Raw genomic sequence first — 18,931 nt, 5'->3', positions numbered from 1 at the left:
TGCCGACGCTGCCGGAAATGAGCGAGAAAGATCTCATCCTTCTCACCGTCTCGCTCATCGACCTGTCCCTGACAGCCAATCTGGTCGTGCTCGTAACCCTCTCGGGCTATGAGAATTTTGTGAGTCGCGTCAGCTTCAAGGACAACGACTCGCGGCCGGAATGGCTGGCGCGGATCAATTTCAGCGGGTTGAAGCTAAGACTGATCGCGACGATCACCGTCATCGCCGCGGTGCATCTGCTGGGGAGTTTCCTGGAGGTCGGCAGCGAGGCGAACCGCGATCTGTTCTGGCAGGTTGTGGTGACGCTCGTCTTCGCGGTGCTCGGGCTGATGCTGGCTCTAACCGACAGGCTGAGCGACCGGGAACTGGATCAAACGCCGCCCGAAATGCATTGACTTGCGAATGCGGCGCATGCTGTCGTCAGGGTGACATCCAGCCTTCGCCGCAAGGTGAGCCCCATGTCCATGACCCCGGGAATCGATTTCAGGGAATTTGCCGGCGCCGTCGGCACGATCAAGGATTATGACGACGGCGACTTGGTGTTTCGCGAAGGCGACCGGCCGGCCTTCATGTATGTCGTGCTGAGCGGCGCGGTCGATCTCGCCGCCCGGAGCAAACCGTTGGAACGGATCGGCGCCGGCAGGGCGCTCGGTATTCTGTCGCTGCTCGACGACCAGCCACGCACGGTCACGGCGCGCGCGAACGGCGCGACACAGCTGGCGGTGATCGACCGCAAGAAATTCCGTTTCATGATCGAAGAGATGCCAAATTTCTGCTGGTATGTGATGAGCGAACTCGCGCATCGCCTGCGCACCACAAATACCGCCCTTTTTGGCGGGCCGCCTTAGAACGCCGAGCGCTTATGCGGAAATAACGAATTCCGTGTGAGCGAGTGGAAAATGTGGCACCGACAATCCGATGCAGAGCCGATCCGTTCTCGATTCACAACGATAACCCCTGCCTGGCGTCCCATCGCAACGACTCCAAGCTTATTTTTTTACACGGCGATTCACGCGACGATCTGAAATCTTCTGAATCCGCCTCAATATCTGCAATTCTATTCGCCGGCCTGACCCAGCGGCGCTTCACCCGAAGATCGCACGTCCGGATGGGCTGTCAGGCGCACACATTCGATCGGCGCCCCCGGTTTCACCCGAAAAATCCATCCATCTTCAATATAGACGGCCGTGTCGCGATCCGACCGGCGCAGACCCCGATCCCCCTTGCGGGGGTTTGGACGGGTGTTGCGGTTCAGAGTGTCATCTGACGGCATGAGCGCCTCCTTCCAAGAAGGCGTTTATACGGACTCGAGTTGCATCCGCGCAACAGGCAAAAGAAAGATGAGGGCGATTTTATGTTCACATGATGGCCGAAAAATGGCCGGTCTGGGCTTGAAAAACATCAACCAAGCCCTTGAGGGTTGCGGTGAATTCCAGGCGCGGAACCTGCCGCTTGCCGGCTGGCCTGTTCCTAGTGTCGCGAGGTCCGCCGGCGCGTCAAACGCCGTCATGGCCACAGGCTGCGCCCGCCAGACCGGCATGCGCCGCGGCGCCGAAACGTCTGACGATCAATCCCCTTCCGTGGCGCGCAATAACCACTTTGGCGGCCCCCCTCGTGACGAAGGTCCGCGCCATTTCCTCGGCCTCTTCAAGGCTCGGGAAGAGCACGCCGAAGACCTTGCCATCGACCCTTAGCAGGTAGTCCGCACGGGCGGAAAACACAGAACGACTCATTTGTTGCGCCGCTTCCCTGGGGAAATCACCATCGTTCGCTCCGACCCGATTTACGAAAGGCGACAAAGGGCGCCGGAGCGTTTCATTATAAAGACTGTTGGCGATATTTAAACGCTATCTCGCGGCGAACGTTACGTTTATTTTAGGGTCAAAACAAGATTTTATTTGTGAGTGCGGCGTCATCGGCACCCACTCTCAACGGTGCCCGCCAATATCCGGTGAATGACGACGAGGGTCATTCCCAGGCTTACAAAAACATTCTTGGCGAATTGGTGAGCCCGGTGGGGGTCGAACCCACGGCCGTTCGATTAAAAGTCGAATGCTCTACCACTGAGCTACAGGCTCGCCAGCAAGGTGCGGCGCACCTTGCGTGACCGCGGGTGAACCAGATTTTGCCACCCGCCGTCAATAGAGGAGAGCGGTTTTTATGCCCCGAGGGTCATTTTGATGATCGAGTCGGGATCGGTGACCGAGCCGCTCTGGCCGGCGCCGGGCTTGATCTTTTCCACCGCTTCCATGCCCGCGGTCACCTGGCCGACCAGCGTGTAATTGCCGTCCAGGAAGGTGGCGGGGGCCAGGCAGATGAAAAACTGGCTGTTGGCGGAGTTCGGGTCCGAGGTGCGGGCCATGCCGACCGCGCCGGTGAGGAAGCTGGCGTCGGTGGTGAATTCGGCCGGCAGGTTCGGCAAATCCGAGCCGTGCATGCCGGTATTGGTGCGGTCGCCGGTCTGGGCCACGAAACCGGGAATGACGCGGAAAAACTTGCAGCCGTCATAAAAACCCTGGGCGGTGAGGACGCGGATGCGTTCGGCGGCCTGCGGGGCCAGGTCAGGGCGCAGCACGATGGTGACGGTGCCGTCCTTCAGCTCCATCAGAACGGTGTTTGAGGTCGGGGCGGCATCAGCTTGTTCGGTCATCATCACTCCAGTCACGAAAGGGGTTGCGGCGGCGGCTGAACAAAAAGCGCGGCGTTTCAGCATGTCAGCTCCTCAATTTGGCGAGCGTCCTGGCACCGGTCAGCTTCGGCACGAAGGACGAAATGTCGCCGCCCAGGGCGGCGATGTCTTTCACAAAGCGCGACGAGATGAACTGGTGGCGCTCGCTCGCCATCAGGAACACCGTCTCGATCTCCGGATCAAGCCGGTAGTTCATCCCCGCCATCTGAAATTCGTAGTCGAAATCCGAGACCGCGCGTAAGCCGCGCACGATCATGCCCGCCCCGACCTCGCGGGCAAAGGCGATCAACAACGACGAGAACGGCCGCACCTCGATCTTGGCGCCGATCTGGTCGGCGATGATGTCGGTCTCCGCCTTCACCAGCTCGGTCCGCTCCTCCAGCGTGAAGATCGGCCCCTTCCCCGCATTCGTCGCCACGCCCACCACCAGCCGGTCGGCCAGTCTCGCGGCGCGCGCGATAATGTCCAGATGGCCGTTGGTGATCGGGTCGAACGTGCCGGGATACAGGGCAACGCGGGCCTTAGCCATCTTCGGCTTCCTGCTCCAATACCGAGAAGACGCTGGTCACGCGCTCATCATCGTCCAGGCGGAACATGGTCACCCCCATGGCCGCGCGGCCGGTGATGCGCACCTGGTCGACCGGCACGCGGATCAGGCGGCCGCCATCGGTGACCATCATCACGTCGTCGCCCTCGCGCACCTGGAAGCTGGCGGCAACGGCGTTGCCGTTGCGCCGGGCGTTCAGGGTGATGTTGGCGATGCCCTGCCCGCCCCGGTTGGTGACGCGATATTCATAGGCCGAGGAGCGCTTGCCGAAGCCGGAATCGGTGACGGTGAGGAGGATTTCCTCCGCCGACGCAAGTTGCGCGACACGCTCGTCGGACAGCGCGATGTCGGTGACCGGTTCTTCCCCGGCTTCCGGCGCCTCGACCGCCTCGTCATCGCCATTACGGCGCTGCGCCGCGGCGTATTTGAGGTAGGCGGCACGCTCTTCGGCCGTCGCCTCGACATGCCGCAGCACCGAAAGACTCATCACCTCGTCATCCGCGCCGAGCTTGATGCCGCGCACACCGGCCGAATCGCGGCCGGAGAACACGCGCAGCGTCTCGTCGGTGATCTGAAAGCGGATGCAGCGGCCGCGCTTCGTCGCCAGGAACACATCGTCCCCCTCGCGGCAGGTGGCGACACCGATCAGCCGGTCGCCCTCGTCGAGCTTCATCGCGATCAGCCCGGCGGCGCGGACATTGCGGAAATCCGCCAGTTTGTTGCGGCGCACGCCGCCGCTCGCCGTGGCGAAGACCAGATGCAGATTCTCCCACAGGCTTTCATCCTGCGGCAGCGGCAACACGGTGGTGATTTCGTCCGTGCCCAGTTCCGGCAGCAGGTTGATCAGCGCGCGGCCTTTCGCGGTGGTCGTCGCCTCCGGCAATTTCCACACTTTCTCGCGGAACGCCTTGCCGCCGGACGAGAAGAACAGCACGAACTGGTGGGTGTGCGCGTTAAAGCTGCGCGTCACCACGTCATCGCCGCGCGTGGAGGTGGCGGAGCGGCCGCGGCCGCCACGGTTCTGCGCCCGGAACGTTTCCAAAGCCGTACGCTTGATGAATCCGTCACGGGTCAGCGTGACCACCATCTGGCCGGGCTCGATCAGGGCTTCATCGTCCTGGTCGGTTTCCAGATCCTCGATGGTGGAACGGCGCGGCGAGGCGATCTTGGCGCGTGCGGCGAGCAGTTCCTCGCGCATGACTTCCAGGCGGCGGATGCGCGAGCCGATGATGTCGAGAAGTTCCGTGATTTTCACGGCAACTTCGGTCAGCTCGGCTTGGATTTTGTCACGCTCGAGCCCGGTGAGGCGGGCCAGGCGCAACTCCAGAATGCCGCGTGCCTGGGCGTCGGTAAGGCGGATCGTGTTCGCGGCGGAAATCGTATTGCCGACATCGTCGATCAGCGCGAGCAACGGCACGACATTCTCCGCCGCCCAGTCGCGCGCCATCAGCGCCGCGCGGGCGGTGTTGGAATCCGGGCTGCTGCGGATGATGCGGATCACCTCGTCGATATTCGCCACCGCGATGGCGAGACCGATGAGCAGATGCGCGCGGTCGCGGGCCTTCGCCAGTTCGAAGCGGGCGCGGCGGAGAATGACCTCTTCGCGGAACTCCACGAAGCAGCTCAGCATCTCTTTGAGGCCCATCTGCCGCGGCCGGCCCTTGTCCAACGCCAGCATGTTGATGCCGAACGTCGTCTGCAGGTTGGTGAAGCGATAGAGCTTGTTCAACACCACTTCCGGCGTGGCATCGCGCCGCAACTCCACGACGATGCGCAACCCCTCGCGGTCGCTTTCGTCGCGCAGATCGGCGATGCCCTCGATCTCCTTGGCGCGCACCAGCTCGGCGATGCGTTCCAGCAGCGTGCTCTTATTCACCTGATAGGGAATTTCAGTGACGATGATGGCGTCACGGTCCTTGCGGATCTGCTCGATGCTCGCGCGCGCACGCACGGTAATGGAGCCGCGCCCGGTCTCGAACGCATTGCGGATGCCCGAGCGGCCGAGAATGATGCCGGCGGTCGGAAAATCCGGACCGGGCACGATCTTCATCAGCTCTTCGAGCGACATGTCGGGGTCGGCGATCAGCGCCAGCGCCGCATCCACGATCTCGCCCGGGTTGTGCGGCGGAATGTTGGTGGCCATGCCGACCGCGATGCCGTTCGAACCGTTGATCAGGAGATTCGGGAAAGACGCCGGCAGAACCTGCGGCTCCTGCTCGCTCTCGTCATAGTTCGGCTGGAAATCGACCGTGTCCTTGTCGATGTCGGCGAGCAGCAGCATGGCCGCCGGGTCGAGGCGCATTTCGGTATAACGCATCGCCGCCGGCATATCGCCGTCGATCGAACCGAAATTGCCCTGGCCGTCGATCAGCGGCAGGCGCATCGAGAAATCCTGCGCCATGCGCACGGCGGCAAGATAAATCGCGCTGTCGCCGTGCGGATGGTACGCGCCCATCACGTCACCGGTCATGCGCGCGGATTTGCGGTACGGCTTGTCCGGCGTGTTGCCGGCCTCGTTCATCGCGTACAGGATGCGCCGGTGCACCGGCTTCAGCCCGTCACGCACATCGGGCAGCGCACGGCTGACGATGACGGACATGGCGTAATCGAGATACGATTTCCGCATCTCCTGCTCGATCGAGACAGGCTCCAACCCGCGGGGCGTCAGACCGGCGCCGCCGGGCTCATCGGTGAGATCGTTCATGTCAGATCAGGGAAGCTGCGGCGCGGCCGCCGAAGGCGTGGTCCCGCACGAAACAAGACGCTGAAATCATAAAGAGTTTTGCCTTAAGTTCATGCAATTCGATAGCATAGATCACGAGTTCTTCCAAATCGCCCGACGGGCCGCGCGCCCTTGCGCCCCGGCGCCTTACGGCGCCGGAATTTGCCGGATGGCGGCGAGGCGGCCGGCCCGCAGAATCGCCCGCAAATCCGCCAGCGCCGTCTCGAAATCGGTATTTTCCACGAGGTAATCGAACTCGCCGGCATGGGAGAGTTCGTCCTCGGCGTGCGACATGCGGCGCTCGACCTGGGCGGCATCGTCGCCGCGCGCCACCAGGCGCTGGCGCAGCGCGCCAAGCGATGGCGGCTTGATGAACACGCCAACGACATCCCGCCCCAGCGTGGCGCGCAACTGGCGAAAGCCCTGCCAGTCGATGTCGAACAAAATGTCCTGCCCATCCGCCAGCGCCGCCTCGACCGCGTCGCGCGGCGTGCCGTAGGAGCGGCCAAACACCTGCGCGTATTCGAGAAATTCGTTCGCCGCGACCATGGCATCAAAAGCCGGCTGGTCGATGAAATGGTAATGCTCGCCGTCCACCTCGCCGGCACGCGGCGCCCTGGTGGTAACACTGACCGAGAGATGGAGCGACGGATCCGACGCCAGCAAGGCGTGCGACAGCGATGTTTTGCCGGCACCGGAAGGTGCTGCCAAAACCAGGCAAAGGCCGCGCCTATTCAATGTTCTGTACCTGCTCGCGCAATTGTTCGATGGTCGCCTTCAAAGACAGGCCGATGGATGTTAGCGGCAGCGACACGGATTTGCTGCACAGGGTATTCGCCTCGCGGTTGAATTCCTGCATCAGGAAATCGAGCCTGCGGCCAACGGCCGCACCTTCGGCCAGCAGCGCGCGGGCCGCCCCGATATGGGCGTGCAACCGGTCGAGTTCTTCACGCACATCCGACTTGGTGGCGAGCAGCGCGATTTCCTGGGCGATTTTTTCCTCCGGCAAGGAGGGCGTGCTGCCGAGCAGTTCCGCGAGCTGCGCCTGCAGCCGCGCTTTGTGCAAGGCCGGCTGGGTGGCCGCCTCTGCTGTGGCGGCTTCATGCAGCGCCTCGATCTCGGCGAGCAGCACGGCGGCGATGCCGGCCAGGCGCGCCCCTTCCCCGGCGCGGGCCGCCACCAGCTCGTCGAGCGCCGCGGCAAAACCGGCGCGCACGTCTTCAGCCAAGGCGGCCTGCATCTCTTCCGTATCGTCCTGCGCGGAAATGCTGCGCATCACGCCGGGCAACGCCAGCAGCAGCTCGGCCCGCGGCGGCAAGGCGCCGGGAATGCTGTCGGCAAGCCCGATCGCCAGATCCTTGATCCGCTCGAGCGCGGCGAGATCGGCCGTGACGCCGGCGACGGCCTCACGCCTGAGGGTGAGCGTGCCCGACACGTTGCCGCGCTTCAGCCGCTTGGCGGCGAGATCGCGGAGCGGCAGCTCCAGCCCATCCAGCCCGCTCGGCAGGCGCAGTTTGATGTCGAGGCCGCGGCCATTCACGCTGCGCAATTCCCAGGTCCAGGACACTGCGCTTACCTCGCCCTGGCGGCGGGCAAAGCCGGTCATGGACGCCAATATGGTTTTCTCGGTCATAGGCTGGCCTCTTAGCAGGAGGCTGCTAGGCTGCCCATATGCTTTACCGGAACATCGCCTTGACCGGCGCCTCAAGTGGGCTGGGCCGCGCGCTGGCGCTCGAACTCGCCGCCCCCGGCGTGACTCTGCATCTCTGCGGCCGCGATGAAGCCCGCCTCGGCGCCGTGGCGGCGGAGGTGCGGGCCCGGGGCGCGAGCGCGACGGAAACCCTGCTCGACGTCACGAATCGGGAGGGCATGGAATCCTGGGTGCGCGACATTCCCGGCCTCGATCTGGCGATCGCCAATGCCGGGATCTCCGCCGGGCCGGGAGACGGGGCTTTCGAGAGCGGCGAACAAATCCGGGCGGTGTTCGGGACCAATGTGGATGGCGTGTTCAACACCGTGCTGCCGGCCTTGGCACGGCGGTGCCGGCATATCGTGATCGTCGGCTCGATCGCCGGGCTGATCGCCCTGCCCAGCTCCCCCGCTTATTCCGCGGCGAAAGCGGCGCTGGATTTCTGGGTGCGGGCCACGGCGCCGCGCGCGGCACGCGAAGGGGTCACCCTGACCATCGTGCGTCCGGGCTTCATCCGCACGCCGCTCACGGCCAAAAACCCCTACGCCATGCCAGGGCTGATGGATTCCGGTCTGGCCGCGAAAATCATCGCCGTCGGCATCGCGCGCGGGCAGCGGAGCATCACCTTCCCGCTTTGGCTCGCCGCCCTCGCCTGGTTCGGCAATCTGATGCCGAAGCGGCTGTTTTCCGCGATCCCCGGCAAGCCGCCGCAAGGTTAAACAAGTCAGCAAGCGGCCGCTTTTTGGAAAAAGCGGCGCAAAAACTTTTCTGACTTTGGGCCGGGGGCAGCGAAACCCGCACGGCCCAAAACGAGCCTTCAGGTTCCATTAACGCATAATAAAACAGTTTAATCAGAACATAACGGAGGCGTGCTTGGTTTGGCGCTAGAAGGGTCCCACGTTTTCTTGAGATTTAACTCAAAGACAGCAGGATAAGAGGATGATGAGTCAGAAATCCTATAATTTCGTGCTGTGGGCTGTTCCACGCTTTCAGCGCACCTTCCCGGCGTGTGTGGTCACAACCACGCCCCACGGCAGCAGCGCGGGCGTTTTTTCCTCCGAACAGCGCGTGCACGAGGAAGAGCAGGCAACGGCCGCGACCGCCACGCCGCGGCACGTCAGCGCATGGCGCTACGCTCTTTCGTAACGAAAAAGCCAGAAAGACAAGAAAGGAAGGCTACTTTTTGTGAACAAAAAGTAGCAAAAAAACTTTGTTATGCTGGGCCGCGGGCGTTGTCAGCGACACAGCCTCAGGCCCAGCATAAATAAAAATTTTTGCGCCGCTTTTTTTAAAAAGCGGCCGCTTTCTTATGTTAGTTCGGCCGCGGGGCCAGTTCGATCCCCTGGCGCAACGCTTCCAGCAGGCTGCGCTCGTCGGCCTTGCCCGTGCCGGCGATGTCGAAGGCGGTGCCGTGGTCGACCGAGGTGCGGATGACCGGCAGGCCGACGGTGATGTTCACGCCGGCTTCGATGCCCAGCACCTTCACCGGGCCGTGGCCCTGATCGTGATACATGGCCACCACCAGGTCGAAATCGCCACGGCCGGCGCGGAAGAACAGCGTGTCGGCCGGCAGCGGGCCTTCAACATCCCAGCCCTTGGCGCGGCAGGCCTGGATTGCGGGGGTGATTTTCGCCGCTTCCTCGCCCTGGCCGAACAGGCCGTTTTCCCCGGCATGCGGGTTGATGGCACAGACGCCGATTTTCTGGCGCGGCAGGCCGGCCTTCACCAGCACCTCATGGCCGCGGGCGATGGTGCGCTCCACCAGGCCCGGCTCGATTTTGCGGATCGCATCCATCAGGCCGATATGGGTGGTGACGTGAATCACGCGCAGGCGCGGCGCGGTCAGCATCATCGAGACTTCCTCGGTGCCGGTCAGCGCCGCGAGCATTTCCGTATGGCCGGGATAGATGTGGCCGCCGGCATGCAACGCTTCCTTGTTCAGCGGCGCCGTGCAGATGGCTTCCACCTGCCCGGCCACCGCGAGTTCGGTCGCGACCTTGATGTACTGGAACGCCGCATCGCCCGCGATGGGGGAGAGCTTGCCGAACGGCAGATCGGCGGGGATCAGCTTGAGATCGACGACATCGACGATGCCGGGCGTGTAGCGCGCCGCGCCGATGCTGTCGCGCGTGAGCGGGTTCATCGTGAGTTTCACGCCGGCGATCTCCGCGGCCTTTTGCAGGCGCGCGGCGTCGCCGATCACCAGCGGGCGGCAGGTCTCGTACAGTTCGGCATGGGCGAGGCTCTTGACGATCACTTCCGGGCCGACGCCGGCGGCGTCGCCCATGGTAATCGCGATACGGGGTAGGCTCATGGCTTCACCTTCAACTTGTAAGAGAGGATTTCAAATGGTTGCGGCAATGCAGCAGCGTTTCCGCCGTGCCGAACGCACCTGCCTTGGTGATCACGCGCAAGCCGGCCGCCGGGCCGGTGCCGACCACCGATAGCGGCACACCGGGTTCGACCTCGGTGACGAGTTGCAGCGCCGTGACCTCCAGCGTCCGCAGCAAGGCGCGCGCCGTTTCGCCGCCGGTGGCGATGATCCCCCGCGCCTGCGCCAGATACGGATGCAGAAGCGCCGCCAGAACGGCGGCAAGCTTCAGCGCCTCGCTGGTGTCCAGATGGTCGGAATCGCCGATCATCACGGCAATGTCCTGCCCGGCCGCGATGGCGCCGGCAATCGCCGCGTTCAGCTGGTGCCAATCCTCGGCGTCTGGCCCATGGCGCAGCAGCTCCGGCGGCACGACGAAGCCGCTGACGCCATCCGCCGCGCAAAGCCGCTCGAACTGGCCGCGCGAGACCTGAGACAGGCTGCCGACCGCGCAGATCACCGGGCCGGCCTGGGTCTTTCCGGGAACTTGCGCCGCCGCCGGGCGCGCCAGGCCCGCCGCCTGCGGCAGATAGCGGGCGAGGCCCGCGGAACCCGCCCACACAGTCATCGGCCCGAGTTGCTGGCCTGCCTCGGCAATCGCCTGCAGATCCTCCTCCACGGCGGCGTCGAACACCAGCACGTCGTGGCTGCGGCTCATGTCACGCAGCGTCGCGGCGAGATCCGGGCCGTGCAGCACGGCCAGCTCGACCAGGCCGACCTTGAGGCCAGTCCGCGCCATGATTTCCGGCAAATGGGCGCGGCCGGAAATGCCGTCATGCCGCCAGGTTTCCGTTTCCTCCAACGGCACATCGCGCAGATATTGATGCCCGCCTCTGGTGGTGCGGCCGTTGCGCGGATAGGCCGGGGCGAAAATCGCCACGGCCTCCGGCGCGGACAGCTCGGTCCGCGCCACCGCCAGACAGGCGGCGATTTCCGCGGCAAAATTGCCGCGCACCGTCGAATCCATCTTTTTGTAGATCAGACGGGTCTGCGGGCCGGCGTGGCGGCGCAGCACGCGCGCGGTGGTCGCCGCCGCCGCCTCACCGGGCAAGCGGCGGCTGTCGGTATCGATCGCCAGCGCCCCCGACGGCGGGACCGCGCGGTCCCCGTCGAGTGCGACGAAACTATCGATCCCGGCGGCCAAACAGGCGATCGCGCAATCGGCCGCCCCCGAAAGATCATCGGCGATGATCAGGATTTCAGGCGTTGCAGGCATCGCGTCAGACTGTCACCGTGGAAGTCTTCGGCTTTTTCACCATCCCTGCCCACCAGGCCGTGAGGATCGGCGCGGCAATGCTGGAAACGATCACGCAGGCCGCCACCAGCACCGTGGCCGGCGCTGCCGCCGCCGCATAAGCATGGTTCGCACTCGCCACCAGGGCCGGAACCGCCGCGGCGTTACCGGCCGTGGTGGCCGCGGCGATGCCCGCCGTGCCGTTGCCGCCCGTGAACTTATCCGCAATCACCATGACGCAGCCGGAAACGGCCACGACCACCACACCGAGCACGAGGCCCAGCAGGCCGGCGCGCCAGACCAGATGCAGGTTGAGCGTGGTGCCCAGGGCAAAGGCGAAGAACGGAATCATCACCGGCGCTGCGCGGCCCAGGAAGTCGCGCATCTGCCGGTCAAGATTGCCGATCAGGATGCCGAAGGCCAGCGGCAGGATCGCACCCACCAGGGTCTGCCAGGGGAAGGCCGAAAGACCGGCCACGCCCAGCGTGACCATGGTCAGGAACGGCCCGGATTCCAGCGTCATGATCGAATAGGCGGCGGCTTCGTCCGACGTGCCGTATTGGCCCATCAGCGCCATGTACAGGCCGCCATTGGTGTCATTGATCGCGGCGACGATCGCCAGCGTGGAGACGCCGGCAAACCAGCCCGAGCTGACCGGCGCCTCGCCGAGGAAATGGCCCAGAACGATGCCGACCACAATACCGAGCACAATTTTGGTGGCGAGCAGCACCCCGCCCTTGCGCGCCACGTTCGGCAGCATGCCGACCGAAATCGTCGACCCCATGCAAACATAGAACACGGCCAGAATCGGTAGCGCGCCCGTGAACAAGGCGCCCGTAAACGAGCCGAAGAATTTACCCGTATTGGGCGCGAGCGTCACAATCACCGAACCGATGAGCAACGGCACAATCATCATTCCGCCGGGCAGCCGGTCCAGGGTTTTTTTTATGGGCAACGACACGATCAGACAGTCTCCTTAGTGCGATGCGGTGTCATAGTGCGGTTTAATTTTTCACGTAAACCCCTGGTTCGCGTCCAATTTTGCGCCCTGCCCCGCGCGCGAGCCGCGCAAAATGCCGCACCCGTGCCGCTACTTGATTGGGATTCAGGCGTTTTTGGCGTGCGACGCCGCCCTGAAACAATTTGCCGCCGCACTGTTCGGCACTGCAAAATTTTTCCGGAACCCGGGCTCGATTAGCCGCGCCCGGCCGGTGCCTGGCAAAAAAAAAGCGGTGCCTAAGCACCGCCAAGTTTAGGGAGGAAACGTCCTGCAGCAGAGCCATGCTCATGCTGCGTCGCAACATATACGGCATCGCCTTCGCCTTTGCAACATGAAAAAGGGGCGCAAAGCGGATCTTCCGCGTTTGGTTTCGTAAATCCTGGGTTGCAGAAACAACAGGGCAATGTGGAGCGCGCGCCTTGACGCAACGCGGCCCCGATGCGACCGCTTACAGAGCGGGCCAGCCCCGAAAACAAACATCAGGAAACACCGCCTTCCGTGAGCGCTTTAGAAAGCGGCCGCTTTTTGAAAAATGCGGCGCAAAAACTTTTAACTACGCTGGGCGGAGGGGCTGAAGGTTCCGGCGGTGCGTGGCACCGTTGGAATAGCCCAGGAGGGCATGGGCGTTGTCGCTGATATTGCCCGGAGCCCAGCATAACAAAGTTTTTTTGCTTCTTTTTGTTCACAAAAAGAAGCCTTCCTTTGCGCTCGCCGCATCGTCCCAAAAACATAAACAGGACACGTCCCATGAACATGATCGATCTCTCCGCCAAACGCATCACCGGCGCCGTCGTCCGGCTGAATCCCGACGACAATGTGGTGGTCGCCCGCATTCCCCTGGCGCCGGGCGCGGAAATTCCCGAGGAGGGCGTGACCTGCCGGGAGAGCGTGCAGGCCGGCTATAAAATCGCGGCGCGCACGATCGCCAAGGGCGAGCCGATCCGTAAATATAATGTGACGATCGGCTTCGCCGCGGAGGAAATACCGCCCGGCGCGCTGGTGCACAGCCACAACACTTTGTTCTCCGATTTCGACCGCGACTATGCCTACGGCGCCGATTACCGCCCGGTGGAGATGATCAAGGAGGCGGAACGCGCGACTTTCCAGGGCATTGTGCGGCCGGACGGGCGGGTCGGCACGCGCAATTATATCGGCGTGATGTCCACCGTGAACTGCTCCGCCACCGTGGTGCATGCGGTCGCCGATTATTTTACGCCTGAACGGCTTGCCGATTATCCGAACGTGGATGGCGTGGTGGCGTTCAGCCACGGCATCGGCTGCGGCATGGAAATGACCGGCGAGCCGATGTCTCTGCTCCGCCGCACCACGGCGGGCTATGTCCGCCACCCGAACCTGGCCGCCGCCTTGATCATCGGGCTCGGTTGCGAACGGCACCAGATCGCCGGGCTGATGGCCGAGCAGGGCATGGCGGTGGGGCCTTACTTAAAAACCTTCACCATGCAGGAGAGCGGCGGCACCCGCAAAACCATCGCGGCGGCGATCGAGGCGGTGAAGGCGCTGCTGCCGGAGGCGAACCAGGTGCGGCGCCAGACCGTCCCCGCCAGCCATCTGGTCGTCGGCCTGCAATGCGGCGGCTCGGACGGGTTTTCCTCCATCACCGCCAACCCGGCCCTGGGCGCGGCGATGGATCTGCTGGTGCGCCATGGCGGCACGGCCATTCTCTCCGAAACGCCGGAAATCTATGGCGTGGAGCACACGCTGACCCGCCGCGCCGTGAGCCGCGAGGTCGGCGAGAAACTGATCGAGCGCATCCGCTGGTGGAAGGATGATTACAACAAAGGCCGCGACACGCAGATCAACGGCGTGGTGAGCCCCGGCAACCAGATGGGCGGGCTGGCCAATATCTTCGAAAAATCGCTCGGCTCCTCGATGAAGGGCGGCACCGGGCCCCTGATGGACGTTTACAAATATGCGGAACAGGTGAAGGCGAAGGGGTTGGTCTTCATGGATACGCCTGGCTTCGACCCGGTTTCCGCCACCGGCCAGGTGGCTGGCGGGGCGAATCTCATTGCCTTCACCACCGGCCGCGGCTCGATGTTCGGCTGCAAGCCGACCCCCTCGGTAAAGCTCGCCACCAATTCGCCAATGTTCCGCCGGCTGGAAGAGGACATGGACCTCAATTGCGGCGAGATCCTGGATGGCACCGCGAGCCTGCCCGAGATGGGCCAGTTGATTTTCGATCTGCTGCTCCGCACCGCATCAGGCGAGAAGTCAAAGAGCGAGCTGCTCGGCGTGGGGCGCTATGAGTTCGTGCCCTGGCAAATCGGCGTGATGAGCTGAACAGGCAGAGCCGGCGCTGAATCAGCGCCGGCTCCCTCATAAATTTCAACTCGCGCCAAAATATTGCAATACCGCCATAGTTTCATCTCGATACCGCATCCGACCCGCGGCGCCGCAGAAGACATTTTTCTGCCGCCGCTTACGCCTCGTTTTTATAGGTTCTTTATGCGTTATTTATGGAGTCTTTATATTTTTCTCAGCGTTTTCCGCTGGACAATCGAAACCTGCCCAAAAAATAACGTATCGATGATATTACGATCACACGCTGAATAGCGGCGCGCCAATCGAACGCCCCCTTCGATGGCGGATACATGCCGATACACGGCTCTACGTCATGCCGGTTCTTGGCACAGGATTTGCTGCAATACCTCTGCTCGGCGGAAGCTTCGGGAGGCGAAGTGAATCCCTGGGGACGGCGCCGTTTATTTTAGAAGGAAAATAATATGCCGGAGCAAGGTGGTCACATCAGCGCCAAAGAGGGACCCGGGCGTCACGTCGGCGCCGGTACCCACCCCGAGCTGAAGAAGAGCATCACGACGCTGCAATTATGGGCGATCGCCGTCGGCCTCGTCATCTCCGGCGAATATTTCGGGTGGAGCTATGGGTGGGCCAGTGCCGGCACGCTGGGCTTTACGGTCACCGCTTTGTTCATCGCCGCGATGTATACGACCTTCATTTTCAGCTTCACGGAGCTGACGACGTCCATTCCGCGCGCCGGCGGCCCGTTCGCCTATGCCCGCCAGGCCTTCGGGCCGAAAGGCGGCTATTTCGCCGGCGTCGCGACCCTGGTCGAATTCGTCTTCGCGCCCCCGGCCATCGCACTGGCCATCGGCGCCTATCTCAATGTGCAGTTTCCCGCGCTCGACCCGAAAATCGCCGCCTTGGGCGCCTACATCATCTTCATGGGGTTGAACATCGTCGGCGTCGAAATCGCCGCGACCTTTGAGCTCATCATCACGGTGCTGGCAATTTTCGAACTGCTGGTCTTCATGGGCGTCGTCAGCCCGGGCTTCTCGATGGCGAATTTCGTCAAAGGCGGCTGGGCCGGGCACGACCATTTCACCCTGGCGGCGTTCGGCGGCATGTTCGCGGCGATCCCCTTCGCCATCTGGTTCTTCCTCGCCATCGAGGGCGTCGCCATGGCGGCGGAGGAAACCAAGATGCCGCGGCGCTCGATCCCCATCGCCTATATCGCCGGCATTCTCACGCTGGTCGCCCTGGCCATCGGCGTGATGTTGTTCGCTGGTGCTGCGGGCGACTGGACGAAGCTTTCGAACATCAACGATCCGCTGCCGGAAGCGATGAAATTCATCGTCGGCGCGAACAGCGGCTGGCTGCACATGCTGGTGTTTCTCGGCCTGTTCGGGCTGATCGCCTCGTTCCACGGCATCATCATCGGCTACTCCCGCCAGATCTTCGCGCTGGCGCGGGCCGGGTATCTGCCGCCCGTGCTGGCCAAGGTGCATCCCCGCTTCCAGACGCCGCATATCGCGATCATCGCCGGCGGCGTGCTCGGCATCGCCGCCATTTTCAGCGACCAGCTGATCGTGATCGCCGGCCAGTCCTTGACCGCCAACATCGTCACTATGTCGGTGTTCGGCGCGCTGCTGATGTACATCATCAGCATGGCCAGCCTGTTCAAGCTGCGCCGCTCCCAGCCCGACATGAACCGGCCGTTCCGCGCGCCGTTCTACCCGGTCTTCCCGGCCTTTGCGCTGTTGTCGGCGATGGTCGCGCTGATCGCAATGATCTACTACAATTTCCTGATCTTCGTGATCTTTGCCGTGATGCTTGCGATCGGTTATGTCTACTTCCTCCTGACCGAAAAGCGGCGCGCAACGGCCGCTCATGGCGATGCCATCGAAACGGCCGGGGCGCTGAAGGCCGAACAAGCCGAAATCGCTTAATGGGGTAAGTACGTGGCATATACGCACAACATCGGGGGTCGGACCTACCGCTTCGCGGATTTGAAGACGCTGCTCGCCAAGGCGAGCAGCGCGCGTTCCGGCGATGCGCTCGCCGGGCTGATTGCCGAAGACGCCTCGGAACGCGTGGCGGCGCAGATGGCGCTCGCCGAGACGCCGCTGAAGGCGTTCCTCAACGAAGCCCTGGTGCCCTACGAGCAGGACGAGGTGACGCGGCTGATCATCGACGGGCATGATTCCGCCGCCTTTGCGCCGGTCAGCAGTTTCACCGTCGGCGATTTTCGTAACTGGCTGCTGGGGCCTGAAGCCGATGAAACGGCGTTGACGCGCCTCGCGCCCGGGCTGACGCCCGAAATGGTCGCCGCGGTTTCCAAATTGATGCGCGTGCAGGACCTCATCCTCGTCGCCCGCAAATGTCGCGTGGTGACGCGCTTCCGCAACACCATCGGCCTTGCGGGGCGGATGTCGACGCGGCTGCAGCCCAACCATCCGACCGACGATCCCTCCGGCATCGCCGCCAGCATTCTCGACGGCCTGCTCTATGGCAGCGGCGACGCGGTGATCGGCATCAATCCCGCGACCGACAGCGTGCCGGCGGTGAGCGAACTGCTCAAGATGCTCGACGGCGTGATCCACGCTTATGAGATTCCCACGCAATCCTGCGTACTGACCCATGTCACCACCTCGCTCGAGGCGATGAATCGCGGCGTGCCGGTCGATCTCGTGTTCCAGTCGATCGCCGGCACGGAGGCGGCCAATCGCAGCTTCGGCATCGACCTCGCGGTTCTCGCCGAAGGGCGCGCGGCGGCGCTTGCGCTCAAGCGCGGCACGGTCGGCGACAACGTGATGTATTTCGAGACCGGGCAAGGCTCGGCGCTGTCCGCCAACGCGCATCACGGCGTCGACCAGCAGACCTGCGAGGCGCGCGCCTACGCGGTGGCGCGCAAATTCAAGCCGCTGCTGGTCAACACCGTGGTCGGGTTCATCGGGCCGGAATATCTCTTCAACGGCAAGCAGATCATCCGCGCCGGGCTCGAGGATCATTTCTGCGGCAAGCTGCTCGGCCTGCCGATGGGCTGTGACATCTGCTACACCAACCATGCCGAGGCCGATCAGGACGACATGGACATGCTGCTGACGCTGCTCCCGGCGGCAGGCTGCAATTTCATCATGGGCATTCCGGGCTCGGACGATGTGATGCTGAATTATCAGACGACCTCCTTCCATGACGCGCTCTATGTGCGCGAGGTGCTGGGGCTGCGCATGGCGCCCGAGTTCGAGGCCTGGCTGGTGCGCGCCGGCATTTTCGAAGACGCCGACCGGCTCCGTCTGCGCGCGCAACTGCCGGCGGCCTTCGGCCCCGCTTTGGCCCGCATGGGCTGAGGATGCAGGGATGACCAAACTCGTCGTCTCCAACCCCTGGGAAAGTCTGCGCCGCTTTACCCAGGCGCGCATCGCGCTCGGCCGCGCCGGCGTGAGCATCCCGACCCAGCCTTTGCTCGCCTTCCAGTACGCGCATGCGCGGGCGCGCGACGCCGTGCATCTGCCGATGGACCGCGCCGGACTCTTCGCGCGGCTCGAAGCTGCGGGTTATCCCGTGATCGAGCTGCACAGCGCCGCCGCCGACCGCGAGACCTATCTGCGGCGCCCCGACCTTGGCCGCCGCCTCGACGATGCCTCGCGCGATAAGCTCGCCGGCTTCACGGCGGCGGGCGCGCGCGGCTTTGACATCGCCTTCGTCATCGCCGACGGCCTCTCCGCTTTGGCTGTCAACGAACACGCGCTGCCGATGCTGGAGGCCGTGAGCCCGCTGCTGGCCAAGGCCGCTTTGCGCGTGGCGCCGGTCACCCTCGTGGAACAAGGCCGCGTCGCGATCGGTGACGAAATCGGCGAAGCTTTGGGGGCCGAGATCGTCGTAGTGTTGATCGGTGAGCGCCCCGGCCTCAGCGCGCCCGACAGCCTCGGCCTCTATCTCACCTTCGCCCCGCGCGCCGGCCTGACCGATGAGGCGCGCAACTGCATCTCCAATGTCCGGCCGGAAGGCCAGAGCTTCGCCGCCGCGGCGGGACGGCTGCATTATCTGCTGACCGAGGCGCGCCGGCGCAAGCTCTCCGGCGTCGATCTCAAGGACGAAACCAGTATGGAAGCGCTGCCGGCAGACCGTTCGCCAACGCCGCGGAATTTTCTGATCGGCGATTGACGGCAGGGCCGGTTGCGACCTGCAAAAACATAGGGGACGATCCCGGGATTGCGGTCGCCATTTAGCCCGCGCCTTGAGAGATCGGCATTTTTTCGATCATTGCATTTTCGGCGTCTTTTCCCTGTTCCGTCAAGGGCGCGAAGCGCCGGCGAAGCCGGTAAACCCCTTGACGGAACAGGGAAAATACGCGGACGCTCGGGATCGGAACAATGGCTGCGCGTATGCAGATCCTAGGCAAAGGCGGGCGGTTCC

19 protein-coding genes and 1 tRNA gene are annotated in these 18,931 nt (G+C 63.7%); 8 read left to right on the top strand and 12 right to left on the bottom strand.

Annotation, left to right across the window (positions count from 1 at the left end; all coding sequences use genetic code 11):
• Nucleotides 1-395, top strand: a 395-nt coding sequence (locus VNC39_RS09775; RefSeq protein WP_325398637.1) for a YqhA family protein, incomplete at its 5' end; no start/stop codon positions are given.
• 63 nt (nucleotides 396-458) lie between these two features.
• Nucleotides 459-848 carry a Crp/Fnr family transcriptional regulator gene (locus tag VNC39_RS09770; RefSeq protein WP_325398635.1) on the top strand — a complete coding sequence of 130 codons (390 nt, stop codon included), beginning with the start codon at nucleotides 459-461 and terminating at the stop codon, nucleotides 846-848.
• 209 nt (nucleotides 849-1,057) lie between these two features.
• Here VNC39_RS09770 and VNC39_RS09765 read toward each other — a convergent pair whose 3' ends face one another.
• From VNC39_RS09765 to VNC39_RS09730, 8 genes are all read right to left on the bottom strand, one after another.
• Nucleotides 1,058-1,273 carry a hypothetical protein gene (locus VNC39_RS09765; protein WP_325398633.1) on the bottom strand — a complete coding sequence of 72 codons (216 nt, stop codon included), beginning with the start codon at nucleotides 1,271-1,273 and terminating at the stop codon, nucleotides 1,058-1,060.
• A 223-nt stretch (nucleotides 1,274-1,496) separates the two neighbouring features.
• Entirely contained in the window at nucleotides 1,497-1,733 is a 237-nt protein-coding gene (locus tag VNC39_RS09760; RefSeq protein WP_325398631.1) for a hypothetical protein, read from the bottom strand.
• Nucleotides 1,734-2,003: 270 nt separating this feature from the next.
• Nucleotides 2,004-2,078, bottom strand: a tRNA-Lys gene (locus tag VNC39_RS09755).
• An 80-nt stretch (nucleotides 2,079-2,158) separates the two neighbouring features.
• A complete protein-coding gene (locus VNC39_RS09750) occupies nucleotides 2,159-2,650 on the bottom strand; it encodes a peptidylprolyl isomerase (RefSeq protein WP_408840501.1) in 492 nt (163 codons plus the stop codon).
• Between the two features lie 64 nt (nucleotides 2,651-2,714).
• Complete coding sequence (coaD, locus tag VNC39_RS09745) at nucleotides 2,715-3,218, bottom strand: pantetheine-phosphate adenylyltransferase (protein ID WP_325398627.1); 504 nt, start codon at nucleotides 3,216-3,218, stop codon at nucleotides 2,715-2,717.
• On the bottom strand, nucleotides 3,211-5,940 hold the full coding sequence (gene gyrA / locus VNC39_RS09740; RefSeq protein WP_325398625.1) for a DNA gyrase subunit A: 2,730 nt from the start codon (nucleotides 5,938-5,940) through the stop codon (nucleotides 3,211-3,213). The genes coaD and gyrA overlap by 8 nt, the downstream gene beginning before the upstream one ends.
• Before the next feature lie 165 nt (nucleotides 5,941-6,105).
• Nucleotides 6,106-6,696 (bottom strand): guanylate kinase, encoded by a 591-nt coding sequence (gmk, locus tag VNC39_RS09735; RefSeq protein ID WP_325398623.1) that lies wholly within the window; start codon nucleotides 6,694-6,696, stop codon nucleotides 6,106-6,108.
• Nucleotides 6,689-7,591, bottom strand: coding sequence for a YicC/YloC family endoribonuclease (locus VNC39_RS09730; RefSeq protein ID WP_325398621.1), 903 nt, complete (start codon nucleotides 7,589-7,591; stop codon nucleotides 6,689-6,691). Before VNC39_RS09730 ends, gmk begins: the two co-directional genes overlap by 8 nt.
• Before the next feature lie 38 nt (nucleotides 7,592-7,629).
• Here VNC39_RS09730 and VNC39_RS09725 point away from each other — a divergent pair, with 38 nt between their 5' ends.
• Both VNC39_RS09725 and VNC39_RS09720 read left to right on the top strand, forming a co-directional pair.
• A complete protein-coding gene (locus VNC39_RS09725) occupies nucleotides 7,630-8,367 on the top strand; it encodes an SDR family NAD(P)-dependent oxidoreductase (RefSeq protein ID WP_325398619.1) in 738 nt (245 codons plus the stop codon).
• Between the two features lie 220 nt (nucleotides 8,368-8,587).
• Complete coding sequence (locus VNC39_RS09720) at nucleotides 8,588-8,794, top strand: hypothetical protein (RefSeq protein ID WP_325398617.1); 207 nt, start codon at nucleotides 8,588-8,590, stop codon at nucleotides 8,792-8,794.
• Between the two features lie 166 nt (nucleotides 8,795-8,960).
• On the opposite strand, the gene pdxA is transcribed toward VNC39_RS09720, so the two are convergent.
• The 4 genes from pdxA to VNC39_RS09700 are packed head-to-tail and all read right to left on the bottom strand — an operon-like array spanning nucleotide 8,961 to nucleotide 12,566.
• Complete coding sequence (pdxA, locus tag VNC39_RS09715; RefSeq protein WP_325398615.1) at nucleotides 8,961-9,962, bottom strand: 4-hydroxythreonine-4-phosphate dehydrogenase PdxA; 1,002 nt, start codon at nucleotides 9,960-9,962, stop codon at nucleotides 8,961-8,963.
• Nucleotides 9,963-9,972: 10 nt separating this feature from the next.
• Nucleotides 9,973-11,235, bottom strand: a complete 1,263-nt coding sequence (locus VNC39_RS09710) for a four-carbon acid sugar kinase family protein (RefSeq protein ID WP_325398613.1) — start codon at nucleotides 11,233-11,235, stop codon at nucleotides 9,973-9,975.
• A gap of 4 nt (nucleotides 11,236-11,239) precedes the next feature.
• Nucleotides 11,240-12,214, bottom strand: a complete 975-nt coding sequence (locus tag VNC39_RS09705) for a 2-keto-3-deoxygluconate permease (protein WP_325398611.1) — start codon at nucleotides 12,212-12,214, stop codon at nucleotides 11,240-11,242.
• A gap of 43 nt (nucleotides 12,215-12,257) precedes the next feature.
• Entirely contained in the window at nucleotides 12,258-12,566 is a 309-nt protein-coding gene (locus VNC39_RS09700; RefSeq protein WP_325398609.1) for a hypothetical protein, read from the bottom strand.
• A 434-nt stretch (nucleotides 12,567-13,000) separates the two neighbouring features.
• Between VNC39_RS09700 and VNC39_RS09695 the strand changes: the two genes are divergently transcribed.
• The 4 genes from VNC39_RS09695 to eutC all read left to right on the top strand — a co-directional run bounded on the left by VNC39_RS09695 (nucleotide 13,001) and on the right by eutC (nucleotide 18,679).
• Nucleotides 13,001-14,554, top strand: coding sequence for a UxaA family hydrolase (locus VNC39_RS09695; protein WP_325398608.1), 1,554 nt, complete (start codon nucleotides 13,001-13,003; stop codon nucleotides 14,552-14,554).
• A gap of 443 nt (nucleotides 14,555-14,997) precedes the next feature.
• Entirely contained in the window at nucleotides 14,998-16,461 is a 1,464-nt protein-coding gene (gene eat / locus VNC39_RS09690; RefSeq protein WP_325398607.1) for an ethanolamine permease, read from the top strand.
• A 12-nt stretch (nucleotides 16,462-16,473) separates the two neighbouring features.
• A complete protein-coding gene (locus VNC39_RS09685; RefSeq protein ID WP_325398605.1) occupies nucleotides 16,474-17,862 on the top strand; it encodes an ethanolamine ammonia-lyase subunit EutB in 1,389 nt (462 codons plus the stop codon).
• A 10-nt stretch (nucleotides 17,863-17,872) separates the two neighbouring features.
• Nucleotides 17,873-18,679 carry an ethanolamine ammonia-lyase subunit EutC gene (gene eutC, locus VNC39_RS09680; protein WP_325398603.1) on the top strand — a complete coding sequence of 269 codons (807 nt, stop codon included), beginning with the start codon at nucleotides 17,873-17,875 and terminating at the stop codon, nucleotides 18,677-18,679.
• Nucleotides 18,680-18,931: the final 252 nt, after the last annotated feature.

Source organism: Acidocella sp. (genome assembly GCF_035535915.1).
Lineage (GTDB): Bacteria > Pseudomonadota > Alphaproteobacteria > Acetobacterales > Acetobacteraceae > Acidocella.
The sequence above is the reverse complement of the archived record's forward strand: the minus strand, read 5'-3'. Positions and strand labels throughout refer to the sequence as shown.